Origin of the sequence: Desulfobacter sp. UBA2225 (assembly GCF_002348205.1) — a bacterium.
In the GTDB taxonomy this organism is placed as follows: domain Bacteria; phylum Desulfobacterota; class Desulfobacteria; order Desulfobacterales; family Desulfobacteraceae; genus Desulfobacter; species Desulfobacter postgatei.
Genome location: NZ_DDYV01000247.1, coordinates 1 through 25,476, shown reverse-complemented (window position 1 = coordinate 25,476; position 25,476 = coordinate 1). Strand labels below are relative to the sequence as shown.

The 25,476-nt window shown below is 47.5% G+C and carries 23 protein-coding genes; 15 read left to right on the top strand and 8 right to left on the bottom strand.

Annotation, left to right across the window (positions count from 1 at the left end):
* Positions 1-442: 442 nt before the first annotated feature.
* Together B3D59_RS12280 and B3D59_RS12275 are read left to right on the top strand one after the other, a co-directional pair.
* Positions 443-2,950: an ATP-binding protein gene (locus B3D59_RS12280; protein ID WP_286820125.1), complete on the top strand. Its 2,508-nt coding sequence runs from the start codon at positions 443-445 to the stop codon at positions 2,948-2,950.
* On the top strand, positions 2,934-4,886 hold the full coding sequence (locus B3D59_RS12275; protein ID WP_286820124.1) for a methyl-accepting chemotaxis protein: 1,953 nt from the start codon (positions 2,934-2,936) through the stop codon (positions 4,884-4,886). The genes B3D59_RS12280 and B3D59_RS12275 overlap by 17 nt, the downstream gene beginning before the upstream one ends.
* 178 nt (positions 4,887-5,064) lie before the next feature.
* Here B3D59_RS12275 and B3D59_RS12270 read toward each other — a convergent pair whose 3' ends face one another.
* Positions 5,065-6,786: an FAD-dependent oxidoreductase gene (locus B3D59_RS12270; RefSeq protein WP_286820123.1), complete on the bottom strand. Its 1,722-nt coding sequence runs from the start codon at positions 6,784-6,786 to the stop codon at positions 5,065-5,067.
* 205 nt (positions 6,787-6,991) lie between these two features.
* On the opposite strand from B3D59_RS12270, the gene B3D59_RS12265 reads away from it, so the two are divergent.
* From B3D59_RS12265 to B3D59_RS12240, 6 genes are all read left to right on the top strand, one after another.
* The gene (locus tag B3D59_RS12265) at positions 6,992-7,519 is read left to right on the top strand and encodes a DUF309 domain-containing protein (RefSeq protein WP_286820122.1); all 528 of its coding nucleotides are present in this window, start codon (positions 6,992-6,994) and stop codon (positions 7,517-7,519) included.
* Positions 7,520-7,575: 56 nt separating this feature from the next.
* Positions 7,576-8,298 (top strand): gamma-glutamyl-gamma-aminobutyrate hydrolase family protein, encoded by a 723-nt coding sequence (locus B3D59_RS12260; RefSeq protein WP_286820121.1) that lies wholly within the window; start codon positions 7,576-7,578, stop codon positions 8,296-8,298.
* A 271-nt stretch (positions 8,299-8,569) separates the two neighbouring features.
* On the top strand, positions 8,570-9,418 hold the full coding sequence (locus B3D59_RS12255; RefSeq protein WP_286820120.1) for a cytochrome c3 family protein: 849 nt from the start codon (positions 8,570-8,572) through the stop codon (positions 9,416-9,418).
* A 93-nt stretch (positions 9,419-9,511) separates the two neighbouring features.
* Positions 9,512-10,141 carry a dTMP kinase gene (tmk, locus tag B3D59_RS12250; RefSeq protein ID WP_286820119.1) on the top strand — a complete coding sequence of 210 codons (630 nt, stop codon included), beginning with the start codon at positions 9,512-9,514 and terminating at the stop codon, positions 10,139-10,141.
* Between the two features lie 11 nt (positions 10,142-10,152).
* Entirely contained in the window at positions 10,153-10,563 is a 411-nt protein-coding gene (locus B3D59_RS12245) for a DUF3842 family protein (protein WP_286820118.1), read from the top strand.
* A gap of 105 nt (positions 10,564-10,668) precedes the next feature.
* Positions 10,669-10,860, top strand: a complete 192-nt coding sequence (locus B3D59_RS12240; RefSeq protein WP_286820117.1) for a CooT family nickel-binding protein — start codon at positions 10,669-10,671, stop codon at positions 10,858-10,860.
* 156 nt (positions 10,861-11,016) lie between these two features.
* On the opposite strand, the gene gltA is transcribed toward B3D59_RS12240, so the two are convergent.
* On the bottom strand, positions 11,017-12,420 hold the full coding sequence (gene gltA, locus B3D59_RS12235) for an NADPH-dependent glutamate synthase (RefSeq protein ID WP_286820116.1): 1,404 nt from the start codon (positions 12,418-12,420) through the stop codon (positions 11,017-11,019).
* A 32-nt stretch (positions 12,421-12,452) separates the two neighbouring features.
* Positions 12,453-13,292, bottom strand: a complete 840-nt coding sequence (locus tag B3D59_RS12230) for a sulfide/dihydroorotate dehydrogenase-like FAD/NAD-binding protein (RefSeq protein WP_286820115.1) — start codon at positions 13,290-13,292, stop codon at positions 12,453-12,455.
* Positions 13,293-13,453: 161 nt separating this feature from the next.
* Here B3D59_RS12230 and B3D59_RS12225 point away from each other — a divergent pair, with 161 nt between their 5' ends.
* Positions 13,454-13,732: a hypothetical protein gene (locus B3D59_RS12225; RefSeq protein ID WP_286820114.1), complete on the top strand. Its 279-nt coding sequence runs from the start codon at positions 13,454-13,456 to the stop codon at positions 13,730-13,732.
* 148 nt (positions 13,733-13,880) lie between these two features.
* Here B3D59_RS12225 and B3D59_RS12220 read toward each other — a convergent pair whose 3' ends face one another.
* The gene (locus B3D59_RS12220) at positions 13,881-15,824 is read right to left on the bottom strand and encodes a phosphoenolpyruvate carboxykinase (GTP) (RefSeq protein ID WP_286820113.1); all 1,944 of its coding nucleotides are present in this window, start codon (positions 15,822-15,824) and stop codon (positions 13,881-13,883) included.
* 190 nt (positions 15,825-16,014) lie between these two features.
* On the opposite strand from B3D59_RS12220, the gene B3D59_RS12215 reads away from it, so the two are divergent.
* Both B3D59_RS12215 and B3D59_RS12210 read left to right on the top strand, forming a co-directional pair.
* Positions 16,015-16,941 carry a PHP domain-containing protein gene (locus tag B3D59_RS12215; RefSeq protein WP_286820112.1) on the top strand — a complete coding sequence of 309 codons (927 nt, stop codon included), beginning with the start codon at positions 16,015-16,017 and terminating at the stop codon, positions 16,939-16,941.
* The gene (locus tag B3D59_RS12210; protein ID WP_286820111.1) at positions 16,917-17,090 is read left to right on the top strand and encodes a hypothetical protein; all 174 of its coding nucleotides are present in this window, start codon (positions 16,917-16,919) and stop codon (positions 17,088-17,090) included. The genes B3D59_RS12215 and B3D59_RS12210 overlap by 25 nt, the downstream gene beginning before the upstream one ends.
* Before the next feature lie 65 nt (positions 17,091-17,155).
* On the opposite strand, the gene B3D59_RS12205 is transcribed toward B3D59_RS12210, so the two are convergent.
* The 4 genes from B3D59_RS12205 to B3D59_RS12190 form a co-directional block, all read right to left on the bottom strand.
* Positions 17,156-17,908 carry a hypothetical protein gene (locus tag B3D59_RS12205; protein WP_286820110.1) on the bottom strand — a complete coding sequence of 251 codons (753 nt, stop codon included), beginning with the start codon at positions 17,906-17,908 and terminating at the stop codon, positions 17,156-17,158.
* 121 nt (positions 17,909-18,029) lie between these two features.
* Positions 18,030-20,510, bottom strand: coding sequence for a heavy metal translocating P-type ATPase (locus B3D59_RS12200; protein ID WP_286820109.1), 2,481 nt, complete (start codon positions 20,508-20,510; stop codon positions 18,030-18,032).
* Between the two features lie 6 nt (positions 20,511-20,516).
* Entirely contained in the window at positions 20,517-20,717 is a 201-nt protein-coding gene (locus tag B3D59_RS12195) for a heavy-metal-associated domain-containing protein (protein ID WP_286820108.1), read from the bottom strand.
* A 112-nt stretch (positions 20,718-20,829) separates the two neighbouring features.
* Positions 20,830-21,531 carry a cytochrome c biogenesis CcdA family protein gene (locus B3D59_RS12190; RefSeq protein ID WP_286820107.1) on the bottom strand — a complete coding sequence of 234 codons (702 nt, stop codon included), beginning with the start codon at positions 21,529-21,531 and terminating at the stop codon, positions 20,830-20,832.
* Between the two features lie 469 nt (positions 21,532-22,000).
* On the opposite strand from B3D59_RS12190, the gene B3D59_RS12185 reads away from it, so the two are divergent.
* The 4 genes from B3D59_RS12185 (at position 22,001) to B3D59_RS12170 (ending at position 25,268) form a co-directional block, all read left to right on the top strand.
* Positions 22,001-22,801 carry an NAD(+)--dinitrogen-reductase ADP-D-ribosyltransferase gene (locus tag B3D59_RS12185; protein WP_286820106.1) on the top strand — a complete coding sequence of 267 codons (801 nt, stop codon included), beginning with the start codon at positions 22,001-22,003 and terminating at the stop codon, positions 22,799-22,801.
* Between the two features lie 20 nt (positions 22,802-22,821).
* Entirely contained in the window at positions 22,822-23,739 is a 918-nt protein-coding gene (draG, locus tag B3D59_RS12180) for an ADP-ribosyl-[dinitrogen reductase] hydrolase (RefSeq protein WP_286820105.1), read from the top strand.
* A gap of 24 nt (positions 23,740-23,763) precedes the next feature.
* Positions 23,764-24,426, top strand: coding sequence for a fumarylacetoacetate hydrolase family protein (locus B3D59_RS12175; RefSeq protein ID WP_286820104.1), 663 nt, complete (start codon positions 23,764-23,766; stop codon positions 24,424-24,426).
* Between the two features lie 152 nt (positions 24,427-24,578).
* Positions 24,579-25,268 (top strand): calcium-binding protein, encoded by a 690-nt coding sequence (locus B3D59_RS12170; protein ID WP_286820103.1) that lies wholly within the window; start codon positions 24,579-24,581, stop codon positions 25,266-25,268.
* Positions 25,269-25,476 lie beyond the last annotated feature (208 nt).

The following is a 25,476-nucleotide window of genomic DNA, read 5'->3' as shown; positions in this document are numbered from 1 at the left end:
TGTTTATACGATATAACGAACATTTTATTTGTTTGATAAAATAAAACATATTTTTCCTCATTTTCCCAACTTTGTCTACACTCTTATGCTGTGACGGAAAACGGCCGGTTGGATCTTGTAACCTATTGCTCTAATTTTAACTTCTTCAGGTGTATCTTTTGCATGACTGTCATGGCGTTCATGCGCAAGAACAGGATGTTATTTGGGAACATACTAAAATTGCAGCATATTATTCAATTCGATATGACGATAAATATCAATGGGGTATTGGATAAAGTGATATCAATTAAATATACAATTGGGAACTAAAATTATGAGAATCCCGGAAAAAGTAATGAAGACCCCACAAAAACCGTATTTAGTCTTTATTGCCTTGATCATTATTACGGTTACTCTCATTGCTATATATATTAACAAAAAGAGCCGACATGAGTTACGGCACATGGCTGCCTGTCAGTATGGTGTTCAGCAATTGATGGAGGCAAAACTAGTAGCATCCGCTATTGAAAAATATTTTGACCGATTTATTTCCGATCTCTATTTCATGGCCAATGCCGACCAAGGGTTGTCTTCAATTCTGCCTTTTAATGAATTTTTTTATAAAAAATATAATGGGTTGCAGAATTTTACCTCCATACGATTTTTAGAGACCCAAGGAATGTTGACATTTATTTACCCCAGCGAAGGGTTTCGTGAGCAATTGATCGGAAAAAGATACGATACTGAGGATTATTATAAAAAAGCATTGTCAACCGGCAAAACAGCGATTTCCAGATTTCTTTACAATGAAAACAATGAACCAAGAATAAGGATCGCCATTCCCGTTTTTAAAAATGATCCGGTTACACCCCGCATCAAAGGTGTTTTGGTGGGATCGTTTGATCCGACAATCGTTTTAAATACGATTATAAAGCCCATTGTACCAGAGAAGGCCGTGGAATACCCATGGGTTCTGGATTCAGAAGGTTATTTTCTCATACATCCCCTTAAAGAATTTGAAGGTAAAAGCAGTTTTTGTGCCAGAGAAGAAAAGAATCGGGTTTTTTCATATGAAAAAATAGAAAAAATTCAGCAAAAAATGATACAGGGCCATGAAGGCACCGATACCTATATCTCTGGATGGCATCGAAGTCAAAAGGGATATATTGAGAAACTCGTGGCCTATTCACCGGTAAGAATAGCTGGCTCAAACTGGTCCGTGGCGGTTTGTTCACCGAAAAATTCCCTTGATACAATCATTGAAAAAACAGAAAAGTACCACGACTATACCCTGTTTTTCATTGTTATCCTTTTTTCGACGGGAGGGATACTTTTATTCAGAAGCAGCTATCAGCGCTACTGTTTGTACGAGCAGTCACTGAAATTCAATGAACAGAAACTCAGTGCAATTACCCGGGCATCTCCGGTGGGCGTCTGCCTGGTTAAAGAGCGAAAAATTTACTGGGCAAACGAAAAATTGCACGCAATGTTCGGATATGACTATGATGATCTGGTGGGGAAAAGTACCTCAATATTTTACCCCGATAAAGCCATATATCACAAGATAGGTAAGGAACTTTATTCTGATTCTTCCACATTAAAACCGTTCGAGTCGACAAACCGGTGCATCAAAAGGGATGGAACCGTTTTTCATTGTTCATTGAGAAGTTGTCCTTTAAACCCTTCCGATCACTCAGAAGGATTCATTGTGGTTATTTGCGATATTACCGAAATATTAACCGTTGAAAAAGAGAATATACGCTTAAAAGATCGTTTGATCCTGACCCAGAGAATGGAGGCCATCGCTATCTTGTCAAACGGAATCGCCCATGATTTTAACAATATCCTTTTCCCCATTATGGGAAATGTTGAAATTCTACTGATGGATACTCCCAAAGACAGTGATTCCCATAAGTATCTGATCAATATCCTTAAAGCCTCAGACAGGGCAAAAAAACTGATCAGTCAGATTCTGTCGTTCAGCAGGCAAACGCAGGGTGAAACAGCTCCGGTGCTGGTTCAGCCCATTGTTAAGGAAACGCTTAACCTTTTAAGGGAAACCATTCCCAAAACCATCAGAATCATCCAGCATATTGATATGAACTGTGGTCCCATCATGGGGGATACTACCCAGATTCATCAGGTGATCATGAATTTGTGTACAAACGCATATCAAGCCATGGAGAACAGCGGTGGAACACTGACGGTAAAACTTTGTGAAATGGATATTGATAAACATGAGATCCCTCGTTTTTTGGATCTACAACCCGGCAGATACTTACAATTGTTAATTTCCGATACAGGCGTTGGCATGGACAAAGAAATTGCCTTTAAAATATTCGAGCCCTATTTTACAACCAAAAAAGTCGGAAAAGGTACCGGGCTTGGTCTGTCGGTTGTCCATGGCATCGTTAAAAAAGCAGGCGGGGAGATTAAAGTGATCAGTGAGCCGGATAAAGGCGCCTGTTTTTACATATACCTGCCTGTTCTTGCTTCATACACGGAAACCGCATCGCTTCCGATTGTCGAAAACAATTGCATGAAAGGAACAGGTCATATTCTGCTGGTAGATGATGAAGAACAGATTGTAAAAATGGAAGAAAAATTTCTTCGGCGGCTCGGTTATGAAACCACTGCCTGTACAAGCAGTGCTGAGGCTCTTGAGATATTTAAGGCCAATCCGAATAGATTCCATCTAATGATTACGGATCTGACAATGCCGGAGTTAACAGGTGAGGCGTTGGCCAGGGAACTGAAAAAGATTAATCCTGATATTCCTGTAATTATCTGTACGGGGCTTGAAAAAGACTATAAAGAGGCGTGGGTGGATTCTCTTAATGTCAAGGGAGTTTTACTAAAACCTGTAAATATGAAAGAGCTGTCAAGATTGATATCAAAAACGATAAATGGCACCGGTAGAATAGGGAAACAATTAAAAGAGGAGAGTAAAAAGCATGTCAACGCGTATTAGGCTTGGAACGAAAATCAGTATTGGCTTCGGCGTTATTTTGATATTGTTGCTGGTGGCCGTCGCAGCAGGGTTTAACGGACTTTCAAGAGTGGTCAGGCAAATGACCGATGCCATTGACACGGGTAATTTGACGATGACGATGTACGAAGCGAGGCAGCAGGAAAAAAATTTCATGCTCAGGGGAGATGAATCCTACGTGAAGGCTGTCATCGCGCAATCTGATTTGCTCAAAGAAAAAATCAACGCAATCAAGGCCCGATCAACTGATCCCGAAAGCCTTCGGCAGTTGGATGACATGGTTAATATGGCCGACAAATACCGGCAGGCTTTTGATAGATATATTTCCCTGGAAAACAGCATAAAAGAAGCGGATGCGACAATGGTAACATCGGCGCGGCAGATGGAAGCCGCCGCCAATGCCATTCTTCAAGCGGATCGGGATGAATGTGAACGTTTGATGGCCCGGAATGCGGATTTAAGTCAGATTGACGCTTTAATGAAGCGCGCTGAGAATACCGAGGCCATTATCCGACAGGTGCTGCAATGTCGTCGTCAGGAAAAAAATTTTTTGATTCGCAAAAACGAATCCTATTTTATCCAGGTGAACAGCATACTTGATGAAATCGTTACAAAAGGCAAGTCTGTAAGACCGATAATAGAGGCGGCAGATACATACCGGCAGGCTTTTTCCGAGCTTAAAGCATTGAAAGATTCACAAAATGAAATTAACGATACCATGGTGGCATGCGCACGTAACGTCCAGAATACGGTCAAAATCTCCCTGGAGGGCCAGCAGCAGAAAACAGACCTGCAAATTATCCAAGCAAAGCGGCTGATTATCGGGGTTGCGCTTCTGGCTATTGCCATGGGAATCGGAACAGCCTTTTTCATCAGGCGAAGTGTTGCTTCTCAGCTTGGGGGGGATCCTGCAGATATTGTAGATATTACCAACAATATTGCAAAGGGGAATCTGGCTGTCAAATTTGACCCGAAAAAGAATACAGGTGTCTACAACAACATGAGGTATATGGCTGAAAATCTCATTCATATGTTCAAGGATATTGCAGATGGCGTACAAACACTGACAGCCTCTTCAACGGAATTGGCCGCCATTTCGGAACAGATAACGGCAAATTCGCAACAAACGGCGGAACGGTCCAATAATGTTTCTGCCTCTGCCGAGGAAATGGCAACCAACATGAACTCTATTGCAGCAGCCACAGAACAGACGACTGTAAATATTCAGATGATTGTCGCAGCCGCCGAACAGATGTCCTCCACCATAAATGAAATTGCCGCTAACACGGCCAAAGGCAGCCAAACAACGGCCAAGGCGGTTGAAACAGCAAAGCAGGTATCCTCAAAGGTTGATGAACTTGGAAGGGCGGCATCGGAAATCAGTAAGGTAACAGAAACCATTGCCGACATATCCGAGCAGACCAATCTTCTGGCCCTTAACGCAACCATTGAGGCGGCAAGAGCCGGTGAGGCAGGCAAGGGCTTTGCTGTTGTGGCAGGGGAGATTAAGGCCCTTGCCCAGCAGACTGCAGAGGCCACAAGGGAAATAAGTGAAAAAATTTCAGGGGTTCAGATAACAACCAATGAATCTGTGGCAGCCATTGAATCCATCGTTGGGATTATAAATGAGATCAACGAAATCGTTACCACTGTTGCCTCTGCCATTGAAGAACAGGCAGCCACGACCCAGGAGATCGCAAATAATGTCACTCAGGCCTCACAGGGAATCCAGGAGGTTAATGAGAATGTATCCCAGACTTCTGTTGTGGCTGCTGAGGTTACAAGGGATATTGCCGCGGTCAGCAATGCTACCGATGAAATGAATAACGGCAGCAGACAGATTTTTACCAGTGCCGGTGAACTGTCCAGGCTGGCTGAGAATCTGAATACAATGGTAGGCCGGTTTCAGCTGACTTAGAGCTTGTTTGGTAATTAGGAGATCGAAGCGAAATTTCATGAAAATGGTCCCAATTTCCAAACAGGCGCTTGGAACGGGCACCCGAAACATCCCGGTTAAGGGACCTGTGTGCATTTCAGGTCCCTTACCGGATTGTCGTCTTCATGCACTGCAGCGGGGAGGTCCCGCCAGGTAACGGCTACCCTCCCTGGGGAATGAAATCCGGATCCGTGACCCTGATGATGGCATATCCACCCTGAAGATTTTTAACACGGGTAAACCCGTTCTGGTTCAGGATGATCTGGCATTCAAAAGATCTGGCACCCGTGCCGCAGAAAAGGCAGAGGTCCTTGTCTTTGGGCAGTTCATTACAGCGTTCGCGCAGCTCGGGCTGGGGAATGTGTATCCAGCGTTCAGCCCCGTATTGGTCAATAAACGGCTGGGCTTCCACAGCCTCTCTTAAATCCACCACCGTGATTTGGCCTTTTTCGAACAGGTCAGAAAACTCAGGCCAGTCCATGGGGGTGTTTCTGCCGTCCAGAATATTATCAAGCGTATTGCCGGCATTGTTGATCACATCCATGGCAGATGAGAATGGCGGTGCATAGCCTACTTCCAGGGTACACACCTCGTCCACATTCATGCCTTTGTGAAGCAGCGGCACCACGGCATCCACCCTGGCTTTGACTGAATCAATCTGTTCACCCACGGCTTCCACGCCTAACACCCTGCGAGTGGCCCGGTCTGCAATGAGCTGGACGAACAAGAATTTTGAGTTGGGATAGAAATGGGCCCGGTCAAACTGGGCCACTAAAGAGTGAACCGGATCAAAGCCGGCTGCTTTGGCCTGGTGAATGGTCAGGCCTGCTGTGGCCACCCCCATGCCGAACACCTTGATGCAGAAGGTCCCCACAGTGCCGTCAAATTGGGCATTCTTGCCGAATATGTTTGTGGCAATGATCCGGCCCTGGCGGTTGGCAAGGGAGCCCAAAGCCATTGGAAGCTGCTCCCCGGATACAAGATTGCGTACCTCAATGCAGTCGCCGCCTGCGTAAATATCCGGGTCGGTTGTTCTTAAATTTTTATCCACGATCAGGGAACCGCCCCGGCCGACAGCCAGTCCTGCTTCTGCCGCAAAACCCGTATTGGGGCGAACACCCACGGCCATGATCACAAGATCGCATTCAATCACTTCGCCGCTGACCTCAACCCCGGTGACGCCGCTTTCGGCATCCCCAAGGATTTTGGTGACCTGGGCACCGATTTTAACAGCCACCCCGCTCTTCTCAAGCTCTTTTTCAACAATAAGGGCAATGTTGGGACCAATGGCTACGGGCAGCACATGCGGGGCCATCTCCACAAGGGTGGTTTCCACGCCCCACAGATCGGTCAAGGCTTCGGCCATTTCAACACCAATGGCACCGGCACCGATGACCACGGCATTTCCCACGGCACCTTTACTGATCAACTCTTTGATGGCCTGGGCATGGTGGAGGTTGGAGACGGGATATACGCCCGGCAGGTCTGCGCCGGGGATGGGCGGGGTAAAAGGCGTGCCGCCCGTGCCGATGACCAGCTTGTCATAGGCCATTTCAGACTCGGTCCCGTCGTCAAGATGACGGACTTTCAGCTGTTTTTTTCTGCGGTCAATGCCGATGGCTTCAACCCGGGTAAGTACTTCAACACCTTTGACTGTACGGAAAAATTCCGGATCCCTGACATGGTGGGCCGTGGTGGAGTATAATTCTTCGATTTCTCCGATATCTCCACCGATATAATACGGAATGCCGCATCCGCCATATGAAATTAAGCTGTCCCTGTCTATCATAGTGATTTCACAATCGGGATCAAGCCGCCTGAGACGGCTGGCTACTTTGGGACCTAGGGCCACCGCGCCAACAATAATAATTTTTTTTGCCATGAGAACCTCGTTTGTTTGTCCGGCATTTAAAATGTGTATAAAGTCCGGATCGTGTCAATTCCCCCCGAATCAACTCCCTCTTAAACCAGTAAAACAAAATACGCTAATTAAAGGTAATGCTCAAGGATTTTACTGGCAGACATTTCTGTTTATTTTTATGATTCCCCCTTGAAAGTTCTTGCTTTTTTCAGGTATGAGTGCAGGTATGATGAAAATACTATTTAATCCTTTTGAAGACCGGACAGATCGGGATGTCAGAAATTTTTTGGGAAGTGCATTTATCCGCGCCTTGCATAAAGGCGATCATACACCTGTGGCACAGGCGGTTTCAGACCTGGGCCGGAAAAAGTTGCCTGATCGGGCCCAGAGTTATATCAAAGCGAGACATGAACGGTATACAGCTGTTCTATCCCAAATATCATCAAATCCGCTTTTGGGTGCCGATATCTATGCAACGGCCTGTCTGCTCTGGGATGAAGCCCTTTTTTTTGAATGTCATGAATGGCTTGAGCAAAATTACAGGGCTGCTCAGGGGCAGGAAAAAAAGGTCCTGCAGGCAATGATACGTACCGCAGGTACATTTGAGTTGTTGGCTTACAAAAGGAAAAAGGCGGCTGTCTCAGTTGCGGCTAAAGCCCTTGCCGTACTGGAGCCTCATTTGTTGCAGGTGCCTGAATCGTTTGATATTCACCCTAAAATGGCCCGCTTGAGAGCCGTTATCAAAGACGCCTAAAAAAGGGTTTTATCACTACCCATACTCAACCCACAAGGAAACATGCGAGAATTTATATGCCCGTTCTTATAGCCATTGCCGCCAATACGGAACATAATAAAAATGGCCAGATTATCACCAGCGTTCCCGTGGCATACAGTCGCTGTATTCAACGGGCTGGGGCCGTGCCTGTCATTCTGCCGCCCGCCGAGAATGAACAGACCGTGGCCCTGATGTTGTCAGGTGTTAGCGGCCTGATTCTTCCCGGCGGCCTGGACATGGATGCCCGTTTTTTTAACCAGGAAGTGCATCCGGCCTGTAAGCCCAGTGGGCTTGAGCTGGATACTTTTCAGATCACCTTGGTTAATCTTGCCGTGGAACTGAAAATGCCGCTTTTGGGTATTTGCCGGGGAGCTCAGGTGGCAAACGTTGCGTTAGGGGGTTCTCTGGTCCAGGATATTCCAAGCCTGCTACCGGAATCCCGTATCGTCCACATGCAGAAGGTGTTCTCCTATAACACGAACCATGATGTTCGATTTGAGCGGGGTTCCCGGCTATGCAGTCTGTTTGGTGAATCCATCCGAATCAATTCCCGCCACCACCAGTCTATTGATGCCCCGGGTAAAGGCATTCGAATCACGGCATGGGCCCCGGACGGCGTGGTGGAAGGCGCAGAGCATGAATCTTTGCCTATTGATCTTGTGCAGTGGCACCCTGAATTGCTTATGCAGAAAAGTGATGGCATGCTGCCTTTATTTGATCGGTTTATCCGTAATTGCAAAGATAGAGTCAATACATAGAAATGAAGATATAATGTGTTATTATTTCAAGTACTTGGTTTTTTAAATGCGGCGTGGTATGCTGCTTTTTCATAGATCTGAAATGGATTTTTACCCCTGATGCCGAAATTTCAGGTTGATTTTATAAACATTAATTAATATACAAAGACAACTTTATAGATTAGTGCATTGAATTAGCAATAGTGTTTATGTGATATGAAAGGCCGGACAATTGAAATACGCCGGCCAAATCCGGTACAATCTGACATAACAGCTTTATTGGAGAGGGATCATGAAACGATTATTTCTCATTGCAGTACCCTGGTTTGCTTTTGTTTTAATGGGCGTTGCCCTTGCTGAGGACACTGAGGCTACATTTAAGCTTCCCACTGGTACCATTACCTTGGAGGCCCCCCAGGATGCCGAATACAAGGCCACACTGTCCCCGGTTAATTTCCCCCATTCCCTTCATTTTTCCTATTCCTGTCAAGCCTGCCATCACAATTGGGATGGAAACGGTCCCATAAAGAGTTGCGGGACAAGTGGCTGCCATGAAAATTTTTGGGTGCCCAAACCTGATCAGGCGGATGTATCGGAAAATGGTGTAAAATCAATGGTCGGGGCCTTTCATCAGGCATGCCGGGACTGCCACAGAAAAGAGGCTGACCAGCAAAAAGCTGCCGGTTCCAAGAGCATTGCTACAGGCCCTGTTGCTTGCGCCGGATGCCATCCTGATCCCCACTCCCAGATTGAGAACAGTGATACAGCCCTCTCAATTCCCCTTGGTGTTATTAACATAGAGGCACCCGAAGGGGTCGAAGCTACAAGGGGTTCTGTTGGTTTTCCCCACGGACTTCATTTCCAGTTTGCCTGTAAATCGTGTCACCATGACTGGGACGGAGAAAGCGAAGTGGAGGCATGCTCTTCATGCCACAGTGAAACCGAGCCCTCGGGCACCAGAAATATAAAGGATGAGGCAAACCAGATGTACTATCTGGCTGCCTACCACAATGCCTGCGTTACCTGCCACCGGGATACCGATAAAAAACGCAAGGCAGCCATGGCCCAGGGCAATATAGACAAAGCGGATCTTCCCAAAGCCGCCCCTGTGAATTGTAAGGGTTGCCACAGATCATCTTAACCCTGATCCGCTCGGGGAGTTAAATATATCAGCCCGGCAGGTCCCGGTTACCGGGAGCTGCCGGGTTTATTTTGTTGTATGAAGGATGTGAGTTTGGAAAAAGCGAACAAAGGTCGGTTTGTGGTGTTTGAAGGGATTGACGGTTCGGGCAAAACCACACAGGTGGAACTGCTTTGCAAGCGTCTGGCATCAACAGGCTTCCGGATTCATACCACATGTGAACCCACTGACGGGCCTGTGGGGCGGCTGATCCGCCGGATGCTGTCCGGCAGTCTCCCGGCAGACCAGCGAACAATTGCAAGTCTTTTTGCTGCAGACCGCACCGAGCATCTGATGGACCCTGAAACCGGTATCCGGCAGATGGTGGATACCGGTACAATTGTGGTGTGTGACAGGTATTACTTTTCTTCCTATGCTTATCACAGCCAGTATATGGACATGGAGTGGGTGATCCAGGCCAATCGACTCAATGCCGACATTTTAAAACCGGATATCACCCTGTTTATTGATGTTGACCCCCAAATCTGCCTGAAGCGGCTTCAAACCACCAGAAAACATCTTGAAATCTATGAAAAAATAGATATCATGAAGCAGGTACGGGCAAATTATTTGGCGGCTTTTAACCGCTTGGCGCACCAGGAGCATGTGGTTGTGATCGACGGAAATAATTCTGTGGACAACATAGCCAAAGCGGTCTGGGAGCAAGTCTGCCTTGTAATTTAACAGGAAAAAACATGAAAAAAGTGTGTGTTATCGATGGTCAGGGTGGCGGTATCGGATCAACCATAATCAAGCGGATCAAGGAACGGTTCGAGGAATCCGTTGAGGTGATTGCCCTTGGCACAAATGCCATTGCTACTGCCCAGATGCTTAAAGCCCGTGCCAACAAGGGCGCTTCCGGCACCAACGCCATTGTGCAGACGGTTAAGAATGCTGATATGATTATCGGCACCGTGGGGATTATCATGCCCCATTCTATGATGGGAGAGGTAACCCCCCAGATGGCCGAAGCCGTATCATCTTCCCCGGCAAAAAAGGTGCTTTTGCCCTTGTCCCAGGAGAATATCGCTATTTTAGGGATGGTGGGTTCTCCTTTACCCCAATTGGTGGATGAATTGTTGGAAGTTCATTTCCCCTTGTCATAGCAACGGGTTTGGGTTGTCGTTAAATATATTTATCGTGGGTGTTTTCCAAAAAGTCAAAACCGGAAGAAGACCCGTTAAAAGATCTAAAGATCAGGAGTGCATATTATGTGTGAAGCAAATGCATATCTCGTGGACAAGAGTGGACAGGAATCCCTGTTTTTGGAGTCTGTGGACAAGGTGGAGCCCGAAGAAGAGGGTATCCGGCTGGTGTCGATTTTTGGCGAACAAAAATTTATAAAAGGAAAGATTCATTCCCTGTCCCTGGTGGACCATAAAGTATTTATTCAACCTGAATAGAGTCGTGCCCGAAATGAAATCCGTGGGATGAAAAGTTGCCCGGATGCAAGCGCATAAAAATTTAAAACCGGAGCAACCTCGCGGTTGTGAGGATTTTAAATTTTTATGCAACGTCGCAAATGGGCTATCTTTTGTTCAAACACGAGCTATAAAAAATTACCACCCAAGGGTCAGGTACGCATGGATGGAGGTGGCTGCAGCACGGCCTGCACCCATGGCAAGGATGACTGTGGCCGCACCCGTAACGATGTCGCCGCCGGCCCAGACAGCTCTTTTGGAAGTCTTGCCGTTGACGGGATTTGCAACAATATTACCCCATTTGTTTAAATTCAGGTCCGGGGTGGTATTGGTGAGCAGCGGGTTGGCGTTGGATCCCACAGCCACAACAACCAGATCACACTCTATTTTGAACTCGCTGCCTTCAATGGGGACCGGCCGGCGGCGGCCGGAAGCATCAGGCTCCCCCAGTTCCATTTTCAGACATTCCATGCCGGTTAACCTTCCATTTTCATCTCCGAGGAATCGGGTGGGATTGGTCAAGAGCATAAATTCAATTTTTTCCTCTTCCGCATGGTGCAGTTCCTCGTTTCTTGCGGGCATCTCATCCCTGGATCGTCTGTAAACAACCTTGACCGACTCTGCCCCTAAACGCATGGCGGTTCTGGCAGAGTCCATGGCCACGTTGCCTGCGCCAAGCACCACGACATGTTTACCCCGGGCAATGGGGGTGTCATATTTCGGGAATAGATACCCTTTCATCAGGTTGGTCCGGGTCAGGTACTCATTGGCCGAATAAATACCTATGAGGTTTTCGCCGGGCAGGTTCATGAATTTGGGGAGCCCTGCACCTACACCGATGTATACCGCATCATAACCTTCATCAAACAGTTCGTCGATGGTGACGGTGGCACCGATGACCGTGTTGCATTCAATCTTTGCCCCCATTTTTTCAAGGGTGGCCACTTCCGATGCAACGATCTCCTTGGGCAGACGGAATTCTGGAATACCGTACACCAGAACCCCGCCGGGTTTGTGAAATGCTTCAAAGATAGTGACATCATGGCCTTTGGCCAGAAGATCTCCGGCAACGGTCAGTCCGGAGGGGCCGGAACCGATAACCGCCACTTTTTTGCCGGTTTTTTTCGCTACAGGCGGTATTTCACCGGTACCGTGTTTACGTTCCCAGTCCGCAGCAAAGCGTTCAAGATAACCAATGGCAACTGGTTTTTCTTTTTTGCCGAGCAGGCATTTGCCTTCACATTGTTCTTCCTGGGGACATACCCTGCCGCAGACTGCGGGAAGGGCATTACGTTCCCAAAGTTTTCGGGCGGCCGCGGAAAAATCACCCTCAGCTATGCATTTTATAAACGCAGGAATGGATACGGAAACCGGGCATCCATCCATGCAGGCAGGTTTTCTGCACTGCAGACAGCGTTTGGCTTCGGTTATTGCCATCTCTTCGGTAAGACCTAAGGGAACTTCCAAAAAATTTCTGCGCCTGACGTCCGGGTCTTGCTCCGGCATCACTACACGATCAACTTTCTCTTTTTTATCAGTCATTTGTCTCTCCATATATCCCAGAAACGGGCGCATTAATCTGCATCACATTTGCATTTGTTGTAAGCATCCATGGACTGTTTCTCAACCTCCGTATATGATGCAAGTCGTTTGGCTAGTCCATCAAAATCCACCTGGTGCCCGTCAAATTCAGGGCCATCCACGCAGGCAAATTTAGTCTTCCCGCCTACTGATACTCGACATCCGCCGCACATGCCCGTGCCGTCAACCATGATGGGGTTCAGGCTGACCATGGTCTTGACGCCTTTTTCCTTGGTGATCAGGCTGCAGAATTTCATCATGGGAATCGGACCAATGGCTACAACCAGGGCAATATCCTCTTTTTCAATGGTTTCCTTGAGCACATCCGTAACAAATCCGTGATGGCCCTTGGAACCGTCATCGGTGCAGATATGCAGGGTATTAGAGGCTTGCCTCATCTTTTCTTCCAGGATGAGCAGATCATAAGTTCTGGAACCCAGAATGGCTATGACCTCGTTACCGGCTTCCTTCATTGCCCGTGCGATGGGATGCAGAACGGCAATGCCGGTGCCGCCGCCTACGCAGACGACCTTTCCTATCTTTTCAATATGGGTAGGCGCACCCAAAGGACCAATGAGGGCATAGTATTTTTCACCAACTTTAAGATCCTTGAACCGGGCTGTGGATTTGCCGACAACCATGTAAATAATTGTGATGGTTCCTTTTTCAGGGTCCGTGTCCGCCATGGTCAACGGGACACGTTCGCCGGTTTCGTCTGCCTGAAGAATGACAAACTGGCCGGGTTTGGCCTTTTTGGCTATGCGGGGCGCTTCTATTTCGTTGAGGATAATGGTTCCCTGAGCCAATTCCTCACGATGCACTATTTTTGCCATTATTATCCTCCTAATTTGGGTGTTGAATATAATTTATAAAGGCAAATGTCATTAATAAATTAGGTAAATGTGTATCTTATTGAACACTTTGCCTAAAATCAAGTAGAAACCCGGTATAGACTTGTATATAATTATTTAAATCAAGAAAAAAATGTAAAATCATGTTGTTTTTAGCGGTTTTTTTGCGTAGAAAAAAATTAGGGTGCCCAACAGGCTCTTATAATATCCCTTTAAAATTTTCAACCAATGAAATAGAAGAAAAAAAGGTTGGTTTTTCTAAAGAAAAGCTTTTTAGTCTGCTGGGTGGATTTGAATGCGATAAAGTAGAAAATAAAAACAGCGCATTTTATGGACAGAGAAAAACTGGGGGATGGGTAAATGAAGGTCTGCCATGGGATGATAAGCTGGATGCAAATTTAGCTTATATGCCGTCTAAATAGGCGTATGATAAAATAATAGCTTTCCGGCTGGTTGTCTTTCCACAAAAAAAGCGCCTGATCAGTTATGATCAGGCGCTTTTTCATTGCAGCGGATTCATCAATTGCCAAACAAGCGCTTACTCTTCAAAATATATTTATACTATCAGTATCAATGCAGGTTTTCAAAATAATCCGGGGTAATGACATTCCCTGCTTTTTCCTTCAGATCCAGAAGGGCCGTTTTCTGAGCTGTCAGGATTTCAAACAGTTTTTCCGGAATATTCTCTTCCTTTGCGTATGCCTTTTCCTGAAGTTCAATGCGCTGGATAATTTTTACCGTGTACAGAGCAAACTGCATGTCATAAAGGGACCTGGGATAGTCCTTGTCAATAATTTGCTTAAACAGTCTGGCCAGATCATTGTAGGCGGGCAGGTTGCCGATGGGGGTGGGCAGGTATTCAACTTCGTTATGGGCATATCTTTCCAGCCAGGCCAGCCACACTTTGACATCCCGTTTCTCTCCGAGAAGCTTGTCTGAATCGCCGCCCCTGGCCCGGTGGGTCAGAAAATAGTTCAGACCTGCCATAACCGGCTTGAAAGGTTTGCTGATGTCAGGGTTGTTGAAGAATTTGAACTGGGCATCCATGTAATCACCTAACGCACCGGGGATAAAGGGAGCGTTGGCCCATGGTGCGCGTTTAATGCCTGTGACCCCGACCTCTGTGGCCGTGGTCGCAGATACTATACATGCGCCGATGACCACACCGGCATCCGGGGTCTTTGCCACCCACACCGGCGGCATGGTGTCCTCGTCCCTGCCTGAATATGTAAATATCCGTGTGACCACGCCTTTCGGGTTGGCTGCTTCAGGCGAGTAGTTGTCAAGATTTTTCGAAGCCAGGGTGTATCTGGAATTGGGATGGGATATGGGGATGGGTTCTGCCTTCTCATTGGTTTTTCCCTGGTACCATTCACCCTGGAAGTTGATTCCTTTTTCAGGGGCAGGTTCCATATTGCCAATCCAGTGGGGTTTGGATTTTTCATCGACAAGGACATTTGACCAGATCACTTCGTATCCAGGCTGCCGCAATACTTTCATTAATAAAGGATCGCCTTCAGCGTTCACACCTTCCACAATTCCAAATATCCCGTTTTCCGGGTTTACGGTTCGGATGCTGCCGTCTTGGGCAATCCACATCTGGGCCAGGTCATCGCCTATAAACACATTTCCGGCCATGGCTGTGGTTGTTTTTCCGCATCCGGAAGGCGCTGCGCCTGCACACCAGGTGGTCCGGTCATCCGGTCCGCTGATGCCCGTAATAAACATATGTTCGGACAACTCCCTGCCCCGGTCCCGGTATACGGCTTTGTCCACGGCAAATCTGTGATTGCCCTTTTTAAGCAGGAGGGTATTGCCGGCATAGGTACATTTCCAGGCATAGGTGGTCTGGTACTTCCGGTCCATGAACACGCGCGCATGGGGAAGATCCTCGGTACGATTCAGGCCTTCGGAGTGTACATTTGTGAAAAAATATCCTTTTTGTTCAACTTCGTGGTCGAAATCATTAAAGGTGTTTCGGTAAAGCAGCTCTGCGCTGTGGGATATATAGGCTGAGGATGTCAGCTCTAAGGCGGGGTTGGATACAGGGGACCCCACAGGTCCTCTCATGTAAAATCCTACAATCATGGTCAGATCTTCCATGATGCCGGACATATTGCTTTCAATTTCTTTTACCGCTTGTTCGGGGGGCATGCGGTTGGCAAGGCTGGATACCAGGTCCTCGGGTTCGGCAATGTAATAGGTGCGGTCCACGATCCTGCCCTGTTCACGGGCCAGATCAAAATGGATGGTGTGCCCGTCCATGGCAAGGGCGCGTTCCTCGCCCTTTTCAATGGAAATTTTCCGGATGGCATCCTTGTCTTCTTCCGATCCGGTATTGATAAATACTTTTGACGGCCTGCAAAGGACAATGGCGTTGGCGATACGGATCAGTACATTCGGGTGTTTGATCTTGGCAATTTTTGCCAATTGTGTACGGTCAAGTTTTGATGCAAACAGATTTAGGGCCTGATCGGGAGAACTGATTTTCCCAAGGGTATGTAAAGGGTCCATAAGTAATTAAGTCCGGATGGTTATGGATTGTCAACGTTTAAATCCTCACTTCTACCATTTAATCTGTCAAAAATAAATAAAATATTACAAATTGGTTAAAAAAAGAAAAGATGTCCGGGTAAGGATAAATTATGATAAAATAATGAACATTGTATAATTTAGGTAACATGATATTAGCAGGAGGCCGTTGATGGCACATATATTTGCAGATTTGCATAATCACACCACCGCATCTGACGGGGATTTTTCCCCTGGCGATCTTGTGGCCCTGGCCGCAGGTATGGGTATAAAGGTTTTAGGCGTGACCGACCATGACACCCTGGATGGACTTGAAACTGCACTGGATGCGGGAAAAACACAGGGTGTAGAGGTCTTCCCGGGTGTTGAGATCTCCGTGCGCTTCAAACGGGCGTTTTTCACGGGAACCCTTCACGTGCTGACCTATTTTTCAAGCGCGATGTTAAAAGATTCGGGGTTTGTCACACGGTTTAAAACCCTTCTGGCCGGAGGGCGGGGAGAGAGACTTGTCCGGGCAAGGATTGAGAAGATTAACGAGGTGTTCGGGCCCGGTGGAAAATCGCCCCTGTTGTCAAGGGATCTTGCCTTTGAAGAGATTGCCGCATATTCGGATAATGTCTCCCGCCGCCATTTTGCCATGGCCCTGGCAGAGAGACTGGGTATTTCAGACAAAGATACCATTACCCGGATCATCGGTAATGACAGTCCCGCCTATCTGCCTTCGGGGGTGGACCTTGAACAGGTAAAAGGGTTTATAAAAAGTGAACCTGTGGTCGCTGTGCTGGCTCACCCGGCTGCCGGTTCTTTTCCCGGCGAGGGACATTACAAGGAGGTGCTGCCGCCTTTGGAAATCGTGACGCGTCTGCTGTCCGAGGTGCTGGACGCCGGCGTCAAAGGCCTTGAGGTCCATTATCCGGGCCATTCACCGGAACATCAGGTGCTGCTTTTGTCCTGGGCTGAAAAATATGATCTGCTTGTCACCGGGGGTTCTGACTGCCATGACAGCGCCAAACGTCCTTTGGGAACAGCAGGTGTGAATGAACAGGAATTTAAACGATTAAGGCAGATGGTACTGTGCGAAGAAAAGAAAAACAGATAACCGATCAGGATCAGATTGACGGCATCATATTCAATTGTATTATGGCCCAATACAGCTCCCGCACCTTTGAATTTGAGGCGCAGGAGCTGGCCGAAACTGCCGTAATTGAGGTCAAAATTTTAGGGATGACTGCCAAGCGGTCTGGGTAAAAACAGCCCCTAAGAGATCCTTTTTAATCGTTTTTGTAACTGCCGTGACCATGATGCCGGTCTCTTCAACGACGCTTAAATTGAGGTGCATCGGGGTTTATTTCCTCTTCTTCTCCAGTGGGGTTTTTGCCGTCCTGGGGGTTTCTATTATTCTGGAGAGGATGCCTCTTGCGTTGATTGTGCTCATTTTGTTCCTGTTTCATTTTGTTGCGATCATGTTGACGTGGATCCATGGCCCGCTTTCCTGGATGATGTTTCTGCGGGTCTATTTGATCATGCCGTCCCTCTTTTGGCCTTTTATCCTTTTGTAACCGACGAGGATCCTCTCGACGCGGGTCTTTGTTGTGTGGATATCTTTTGGGCTGGTTCTTTTCATTATACCGTGGGTCCCTGTGGAGAGAGTCGTTTTTATGTTTGTTTTTGTCGTTCCAACGTGGATTCTCTTGGGGCCGATGTTTTGGGTCCTTTGGCGGCCGCCTGTCGTGTTGATCGTATTTATGATCGCGGTGATCGTTATGGTAATGGCGTCCCTTCCATCTGGTGTCACGTGGCCAGTGCGTACGCGGCAACGCGATCCAGTTTCCGCCTCTGGTCCTGCTGTAGTACCAACGTTGATTGTTATAGAAATAGTAATAGCCATGGTGGCTGTAGTAGGGCCGTTCGTACAAGTTTACCGTGTAGGGCAAGGCTGGTACGACCACCACACTGGAACTGTAATAGGGATCAGAATGGTAGCCGTCAGCCGGAACCATACACCCCGAAAGGAGGAATGCGCTGCTGACAAGCATAAGCAGAGCGAGTATTTTTGATCTGTTCATACATCACCTTAGTTTATAGTTTAGATATAGGAATTTGCTTTCTTACACGTGAAGTATAGCCAGGAATGGAAAGATGATCAAGAATTTGAAATCTTGTCCGGAGAGATACGGTCCTTGGGTTTTAATCATCCAGGTGCCTTCCAAACCGGTTAAGCAAGAGGGAGTTGCCCACAACGGAGAGGGATGAAAACCACATGGCGATACTAGCCGCTTCCGGGGTTAATGATAGTCTGAATGCCGGATACAGGATGCCTGCAGCCAGCGGAATCATCAAAATATTGTAGAAAAAGGCCCAGAAAAAATTGCGTTTTATGGTGGAAAGGGTTTTTTTTCCCAATCGTACGGCCCGGTAGACGTCTTTTAGATTATTTTTTACCAGCACCACCTCACAGGTCTCCTTAGCCACATCCGTGCCCGAACCAATGGCAATGCCGATGTCTGCCTGGGCAAGGGCCGGGGCGTCATTGATGCCGTCTCCCACCATGCCCACCTTTAATCCCTTTTCCTGCCATTTTTTCACCTGGTTGATTTTATCTTCGGGCATGACCTCGGCAGCCACTTCCCGGATGCCGGCCTGGCGGCCTGCCCAAAGGGCTGCAGCTTTATTGTCCCCGGACACCAGGACGGTCTGAATACCTGCGGTATTCAATTGCTCAATGGCGTCCTTTGCTTCGGGTTTGATGCGGTCTTCCAGGGCAATCACCCCCTTAACCTGGTGATCCAGGCTGATGAAGACAAGGCTCTTCCCCTGGTTTGACAATTCCCGACCCTTGGTGCGGATATCATCGGGGATGTTCTCATCTGCGACCAAAGCCATGTTGCCGGCCCTGAGCAGTTGGCCGTCAAGGCGGCATTCTATGCCCCGGCCCGAGATCTCTTTTGAATTCGATGTGGCTTCAGGCTCGATTCCCTTTTCTCGGGCAAAGCCTGTAACCGCCGGTGCCAGGGGGTGGGTGGAATTGATTTCCGCACTGGCGGCCCAGGACAGCAATTGTTCTTCCGTAATCCTTTTGGCAGGAAATACACCTGTGACAGAAGGTTTTCCCGTGGTCAGGGTGCCTGTTTTATCAAACAGGATTATATCCAGGTGGGAGATGTTTTCCAAAGCAGAACCTTTTTTAAACAGGATACCCCGGTTAAGACCCAGGCCCGACCCCACCATGATGGCTGTGGGCGTCGCAAGCCCCAGGGCGCAGGGGCAGGCAATGACAAGAACGGCAATCATGCGTTCAAAGGCAAATAAAAACGGGGTGGAACCGGACGGGATAAACGTTGGGGCTGTAATGTACCAAACGGCAAAGGTGATCAGGGATACAACCGTCACCACAGGTACAAAAATGTTGGAGATCGTGTCGGCCACTCTCTGGATCGGAGCCTTGTCTGCCTGGGCATCCTCTACCATTTTAATGATGCCGGACAATACCGTGTCGCTGCCGGTGCGCGTGGTGGCCATTGTGATCGCCGCGGAGAGGTTTATGGTGGCTCCTGTGACGGAATCTCCCACCGATTTCTCAACCGGAAAGGATTCACCGGTGAGCATGGATTCATCCACGGCGGTTTCTCCGCTGAGGATTTCGCCATCCACGGGGATCTTTTCTCCGGCCAATACCCGGACCGTATCGCCGGGTACGACCATGGAAACATCCACAACACGTTCCTTGCCCTCCTTGATAACCCTGGCCGTATCTGCATTCAACGCCAGCAGGGTTTTGAGTGCCTGGCCGGTTTTTCCCTTGGCTCTTGCCTCAAGCATTTTGCCGATCATGATAAAGGTGATGAGCATGGCCGCGCTGTCAAAAAACAGCATCTGGGAAGCATCTATAAAGACCAGGGAAAAAAGACTGTAAAAATATGCGGCGCTGACCCCTAAGCTGATAAGCACATCCATGTTGGCCAGCCGGTTTTTGAGCGAATAATAGGCCCCTTCAAAAAAGGTCCGGCCGGAAACCGCCATGACAGCCGTAGCCATGATGCAAAGGATAATATTTGTGACCACAGTCCCAAAGGGCATAACATGCATGATGACCATCATGGGCACGGTGACACATAGTGCAAACAGGAATCTGAATCTTTCCCGGCGGTCGGCCGTCTGGCCCTGATTCATTTCAAGGGATGCGCTGTAGCCGGCATTTTTAACCACATCCAGGACCTTTTGATCATCCATCAGGGCCGGATCATAGGAAACAAAACCCTTTTCAAGGGGCAGGTTGATGGTTGTGTCTGCGATGCCTTCTGTTTTTGCAAATGCCTTTTCAATGGCCAGGGCACAGTTGGCACAATGCATGCCCTGGATATAGAAGGTGAGGTTGCGAAGGGCAGCTCTTTCATCCGGTCTTTCGGTATTTGTATTGGCCTGGTCTGCCGGTTCATCATCATCCTCGGCAGCCGCTTCCCGGGTCAGGGCATAGCCTTCGTTCCCAATTGCGGCCTTGAGTTCATCCAATGATGCGGTGCCTTTTTCCAGTTTCAGGGTGACGATTTCCTGTTCAAATGACGCCGATACATCACTGACCCCGTCAAATTTTTCCAGGGCTTTTTTGACCGTATTTTCACAATGCATGCACATCATGCCGTATACTTTTATTTCATGGGTAGTGGTCATGGCACCTCAGATTTCCTTAACCGTGAACCCAAATTCAGAGATCTCCTTGATCACTGTGGCCATATCCACATCGCTTCCGGCATTGAAATCGGCCTTTTTTCCTTCAAGGTCCACAGATACATTGGTGCCAACGGTTTCCAGATATTTTTTAACCCGGTTCACGCAGTGTTTGCAGGACATTCCTTCGACACTTAAATGCTTTATCATTTTATTATCCTTTTCCATGGGTTCATGGGTTGACGTTCTTAATTATCAGCCAGACTTTCGGCTTATTTATGTTAGGATAAAAACGATCAGGCGTATGTCAATATGTGTTCGGTTAAAAGGCTGCCAGAAGCCGGAACTTGTCAAAGATCAAAAGCAGACCAATGATAATGAGAAGCCCGCCTGCACATTTATTGATAATGCCCATGGCCCGGGTGGCCTTTTTCATGAAACTGAGCATGGAGTTGATGAAGATGGATATGACAATAAAAGGCAGAGCCATACCTGCAGAATAGGTTGCCAGCAGCAGCACCCCTTTAAGGATGGTCTCCTGGCTGCCCGCCACAATGAGAATGCTGCCCAGCATGGGGCCGATGCACGGGCTCCATCCCGCGCCAAACGCCATCCCGATCAAAAATGTGCCCAACAGATGAAAAGGTGTCTCCTTGAAATGAAATTTACGTTCGAACTGAAAACTTTTAATATTGATGATACCCAGCAGATGCAGCCCGAAAATCAGGATGATGCCGCCCCCCACATAACGCACAGCCCAGGAATACCGGGAGGCAAGCCCGCCAAGAAACGAGGCGGATGCCCCGAACAGGATAAAAATAAAGGAGAATCCGGCCACGTAGGCCAGGGTGGAGAGGATTACCTTTTTGCGTACTTCTTTGTTGTCGGCGGTCAGTTCATCTAAAGAGAGTCCTGTGATAAAGCTGAAATAGGCCGGGATCAGCGGCAGCACGCAAGGGGAGAGAAACGACAGAAGGCCTGCCGCAAAAGCTGCAGGAAATGTAATGGTCTGTGTCAGCAGCATGGCATGGTTTCCTTTGACAGTAGGGGAATACCGATATTGAACCCGGGAACCGGTTTTTTTATTCCCATGTGTTTCAGGGTCGAGTCTGCTAATACTTTGTCTGATTTTGTCCGTATCATAAAAACAATAGTTGAATGTTAAGCAGAGTTTTTGTCGTGGGTCGGGTCCAGGCGTTGATAGACCAGGTCCACCCACGGCTGTTATATGGTATACCTGTTCATTTATCAAGGAAGACAGAAGAAATAATGCCGTTATCGACAATTCCCATGAAATAATCTGGAGATCATCTTTACCCTGGTTCTAAAGTCTGGTAAAACTTCGCCCCATAGATAATTGATATTCCAATAGGATAGCTATATAAATATTGTTACTTGCTATCTAAAGTATCTGATTGACCCTTACTTAGAAGGTGTGTTTTGATTAGTCCCATAACCCGTTAAACAGTGTGAAGGTTTTTATAGAATAATTTATGTCCCATTATCATTATCAATACAGCTTGTGCAGTGTGCCGTCGTGGGTCATTGGTTCCCGCGAATTCAACGCCAATCCTACGTCGTTAAGTGTTCATGGTGTACGGGCTACTCATGCCCATTTTTTCAAACAGCTGGATGCCCTCTCCAGCTGGGAAGAAAGGGCGAGAATATTTCAAGATTATATGGAGGTTGCGTTTCATCTTCACCAATGGCGGGAAAAAGGTAATGTGGGTCAGCTGCTCAGTATAAAACACAGTTACTTAAGATTTCTTCGGGGCTGGCTCTTTGATGCCGATTCCGTTGAAGGGGCTGTCTTGAAGGGGTGGGTGCAGACGAGGATGGGGTTGCCCCCAATTTATCATGGCGGCCGGATCAACGGGAAAGAGAGTAAAGAGTATTTATCATACATGAAAGACCGCATGAAAGGCTCAGCGAGAACCAACGGTATTTTTAACCAACTGGATCTTCTCTATGAATTTGTTCAGTACGAGATGAAACGTCGCGATCCGGATACTACCCACATCACCCTTTTCAGAGGCGTTCATGGGTTTTACGACCATGAACTGCTTGAATGGGACAAGAAGACGGGTAAAGGTGTGGTCCGGCTCAATAATTTAAACTCCTTTACCCATGATTTTGAACGGGCTTGGGAATTTGGAACATTTGTTATTGAAGCCAGGGTGCCTGTTTCAAAAATTTTTTTTGATGGTGCTTTTCTTCATGCCGGGATACTAAAGGGGGAGGAGGAAGTGTTGGTCATTGGTGGTGTGTACGATATTTCCAGACGGATCATATAATAATAGGGAAAGCATCATTCATGAAATCGGTTCGAATACCTGACAGAAAGCAAATTGTGGGGAGGGCAAAGGGGGCCTTTGTCGGTCTTGCCATTGGAGATGCCTTGGGAGCGACAACCGAATTCATGACACCCCAGGAAATCAAATTACAATATGGTGTACATAAACAGATCATTGGTAAAGGGTGGCTGTATCTCAAAGCCGGTCAAGTGACCGATGACACCCAAATGTCGATTTGTATCGGACGGGCTATTAGAGATTCCCAGGGATGGAATCTTACCGCCGTTGCAGATGAATTTGCCAATTGGGTGAAAGGCCGCCCGATTGATGTCGGCTCCACATGTGCAAGGGGAATCAGAAACTACATTCTGTACCAAACCCTTGAAGCGCCACCGAGTCGTTGGAGTGCCGGAAACGGGGCCTTGATGCGCATGCTTCCCGTTGCACTCTACACACTGGGAAATGAAGAATCCCTTGACCAATATGTGGTGGAACAGGCCCACCTGACCCACAATAACCCTTTGTCTGATACAGCATGTATCTTTTTTGGTCGTCTACTTCACGAGGCCATGATGGGTGGTCAATTGGGTCCGCTTCTGATGCAGACCAAAGGTTTTGTGAATGAACATCCGGATTTTTGTTATGATCCGTATCCAGGTAAAAGCTCAGCCTTTGTTGTTGATACGGTGCAGACCGTTTTCCATTTTTTATTTTCAACGGACAACTTTGAAGATTGCCTCATCGGCACGGTAAACCAGGGGGGAGATGCGGATACGACCGGCGCACTGGCCGGGATGCTTGCCGGTGCTCTTTATGGGGTCGAGGGCATACCGAAACGCTGGTTGAAACGGCTGGATTCTCGTGTTTATTCAGAGGTCGATGCGCTTGCAGAATATTTGGTGGATCACTCTCCGGCACTTTTGTCGTTGAAAAATTGATAACATTAAGCACAAAAGGAAATTATGAACTATCAGCATGTATTTAACGACGGATCGGTGTGCGAACTGCCGGTGGGAAAGGTGGTTTGTGTCGGTCGCAACTATGTGGATCATATCAAGGAACTGGACAATCCCATGCCCACGGAACCTATTTTGTTTATCAAACCGGCAACATCGCTGCAACCCATCAGCCAGCCCATTGTCATTCCTGACTTTACCAAGGATTGCCACAATGAGACGGAGTTGGCGGTGTTGATCGGCAAAAAGATCAGCAGGGTAGGGCGGGAAGCGGTTGAGGCTGCGGTTGTCGGTTATGGGATTGCATTGGATTTGACATTGCGGGATATACAGAAATCCCTCAAGGAGAAAGGCCTGCCCTGGGAGAAGGCAAAAGCGTTCGATGGTTCCTGTCCGATCTCTCCATTTATTAGACCTGATGACCTTCCAAACCCCCAGGATACGCGCTTGAAACTGGAAGTGAATGGCCAGGTTCGCCAGGATGAGAGTACAAAGTTGATGATTAACAAAATCTTTGACTTGATCGTCTATATGTCCGGTTTTTTTACGCTGTTGCCGGGCGATGTCGTACTTACCGGAACCCCGGCCGGTGTGGCCGCGTTGAAATCAGGTGACCAGCTGGCGTTGGAGCTTGATGGCCGGTTTGCCTTTTCTGCATCTGTTGCATGAGGAGGTTTCGTATGTAGGAGTAAGTTGCGTTTGCAAATCGGCCATAGATGCTTTATTGGCAAAAAAATATCATTAGTGCTCAGTCAACTATGTTATCTGAATTAATTGAAAAATTTTGCAAGTATTCTAAATATATAAGGAGAAAACGGAGTATGAATAACAGCAAAATTTCATTTAAGATTGGCGATTCGGTTAGGGTAAAACCGGATGTACTTGATCCTGATACCGAAGCCTTCAGCCTTGAAGGATGGCAAGGGAGAATTCTTCACATCAGACCCCAGGAAGATGGGCCAACGATCATCGATATTGAGTGGGATAGTATCACGCTTCGAGAGATGCCAGCGTCATCCATTGAAGCCTCTGAGGAAGAGGGTTTAGACTGGACACAAATGGGATTGTATCCTGATGACATTGAGGTGACAACAGCAAGAGATACTGAACAAGACGTGAAGCATGCCCAAAAAGAGCTTAAGCTGGTTTTGTACAAAAGCTATAGTTGGTTAGGTGACCAAGGTAAACGGATTCAGCAAATCTTACGCGGAGTTGATCATGGAAACGAGATGGCGGTGATGAAACGATGGGGAGCTTATCTTGAAGAGCATTTGACCTTTCCATTTGACGCTGAGGTTGATGAATGGCAGGAACGAGGACCATTGCGGTCAGGAGATCGGGTGAGTGTCAAAAAAATTACGTTAATTGATGACTGGTATGGTGTTATTGTGGCACTGCGGTTGGGTCGCAGAAAATATGATTGTCCGCTTTGTGAATTAGCGGTAATTGACAAGCAATCAGCCAACACTCAACTTATCGAAGATTATCGGGTGTGGTTTGCGAATCGCTGAAAGAGTCCATTGAAATTGAAAAGGGGGCAAGGCTGAAAACGTTATGTATGAGGGGAGTAGGGTGCTGACAGGGGGGCACGGGGTCAAACCTTGATTTTATCCTTACATTTCAACAATTAAAATGCACTCTAAATCTGGGGACATCTCACTTATTTGTTAACAGGAATTTAAATATGGGGACATCTTACTTATTTGTTAACAGGAATTA

What these genes read in the sequence shown, in the direction of transcription:
- B3D59_RS12200 (WP_286820109.1), bottom strand. Translation starts at nt 20,510, where the DNA reads ATGACCACTACCCATGAAATAAAAGTATACGGCATGATGTGCATGCAT.
- B3D59_RS12215 (WP_286820112.1), top strand. Translation starts at nt 16,015, where the DNA reads ATGGCACATATATTTGCAGATTTGCATAATCACACCACCGCATCTGAC.
- B3D59_RS12195 (WP_286820108.1), bottom strand. Translation starts at nt 20,717, where the DNA reads ATGATAAAGCATTTAAGTGTCGAAGGAATGTCCTGCAAACACTGCGTG.
- draG (WP_286820105.1), top strand. Translation starts at nt 22,822, where the DNA reads ATGAAATCGGTTCGAATACCTGACAGAAAGCAAATTGTGGGGAGGGCA.
- B3D59_RS12170 (WP_286820103.1), top strand. Translation starts at nt 24,579, where the DNA reads ATGAATAACAGCAAAATTTCATTTAAGATTGGCGATTCGGTTAGGGTA.
- B3D59_RS12265 (WP_286820122.1), top strand. Translation starts at nt 6,992, where the DNA reads ATGATGAAAATACTATTTAATCCTTTTGAAGACCGGACAGATCGGGAT.
- B3D59_RS12275 (WP_286820124.1), top strand. Translation starts at nt 2,934, where the DNA reads ATGTCAACGCGTATTAGGCTTGGAACGAAAATCAGTATTGGCTTCGGC.
- B3D59_RS12270 (WP_286820123.1), bottom strand. Translation starts at nt 6,786, where the DNA reads ATGGCAAAAAAAATTATTATTGTTGGCGCGGTGGCCCTAGGTCCCAAA.
- B3D59_RS12260 (WP_286820121.1), top strand. Translation starts at nt 7,576, where the DNA reads ATGCCCGTTCTTATAGCCATTGCCGCCAATACGGAACATAATAAAAAT.
- B3D59_RS12240 (WP_286820117.1), top strand. Translation starts at nt 10,669, where the DNA reads ATGTGTGAAGCAAATGCATATCTCGTGGACAAGAGTGGACAGGAATCC.
- B3D59_RS12245 (WP_286820118.1), top strand. Translation starts at nt 10,153, where the DNA reads ATGAAAAAAGTGTGTGTTATCGATGGTCAGGGTGGCGGTATCGGATCA.
- B3D59_RS12230 (WP_286820115.1), bottom strand. Translation starts at nt 13,292, where the DNA reads ATGGCAAAAATAGTGCATCGTGAGGAATTGGCTCAGGGAACCATTATC.
- B3D59_RS12205 (WP_286820110.1), bottom strand. Translation starts at nt 17,908, where the DNA reads ATGAACAGATCAAAAATACTCGCTCTGCTTATGCTTGTCAGCAGCGCA.
- B3D59_RS12190 (WP_286820107.1), bottom strand. Translation starts at nt 21,531, where the DNA reads ATGCTGCTGACACAGACCATTACATTTCCTGCAGCTTTTGCGGCAGGC.
- B3D59_RS12255 (WP_286820120.1), top strand. Translation starts at nt 8,570, where the DNA reads ATGAAACGATTATTTCTCATTGCAGTACCCTGGTTTGCTTTTGTTTTA.
- B3D59_RS12175 (WP_286820104.1), top strand. Translation starts at nt 23,764, where the DNA reads ATGAACTATCAGCATGTATTTAACGACGGATCGGTGTGCGAACTGCCG.
- gltA (WP_286820116.1), bottom strand. Translation starts at nt 12,420, where the DNA reads ATGACTGATAAAAAAGAGAAAGTTGATCGTGTAGTGATGCCGGAGCAA.
- B3D59_RS12280 (WP_286820125.1), top strand. Translation starts at nt 443, where the DNA reads ATGGCTGCCTGTCAGTATGGTGTTCAGCAATTGATGGAGGCAAAACTA.
- B3D59_RS12225 (WP_286820114.1), top strand. Translation starts at nt 13,454, where the DNA reads ATGTTGTTTTTAGCGGTTTTTTTGCGTAGAAAAAAATTAGGGTGCCCA.
- B3D59_RS12220 (WP_286820113.1), bottom strand. Translation starts at nt 15,824, where the DNA reads ATGGACCCTTTACATACCCTTGGGAAAATCAGTTCTCCCGATCAGGCC.
- B3D59_RS12185 (WP_286820106.1), top strand. Translation starts at nt 22,001, where the DNA reads ATGTCCCATTATCATTATCAATACAGCTTGTGCAGTGTGCCGTCGTGG.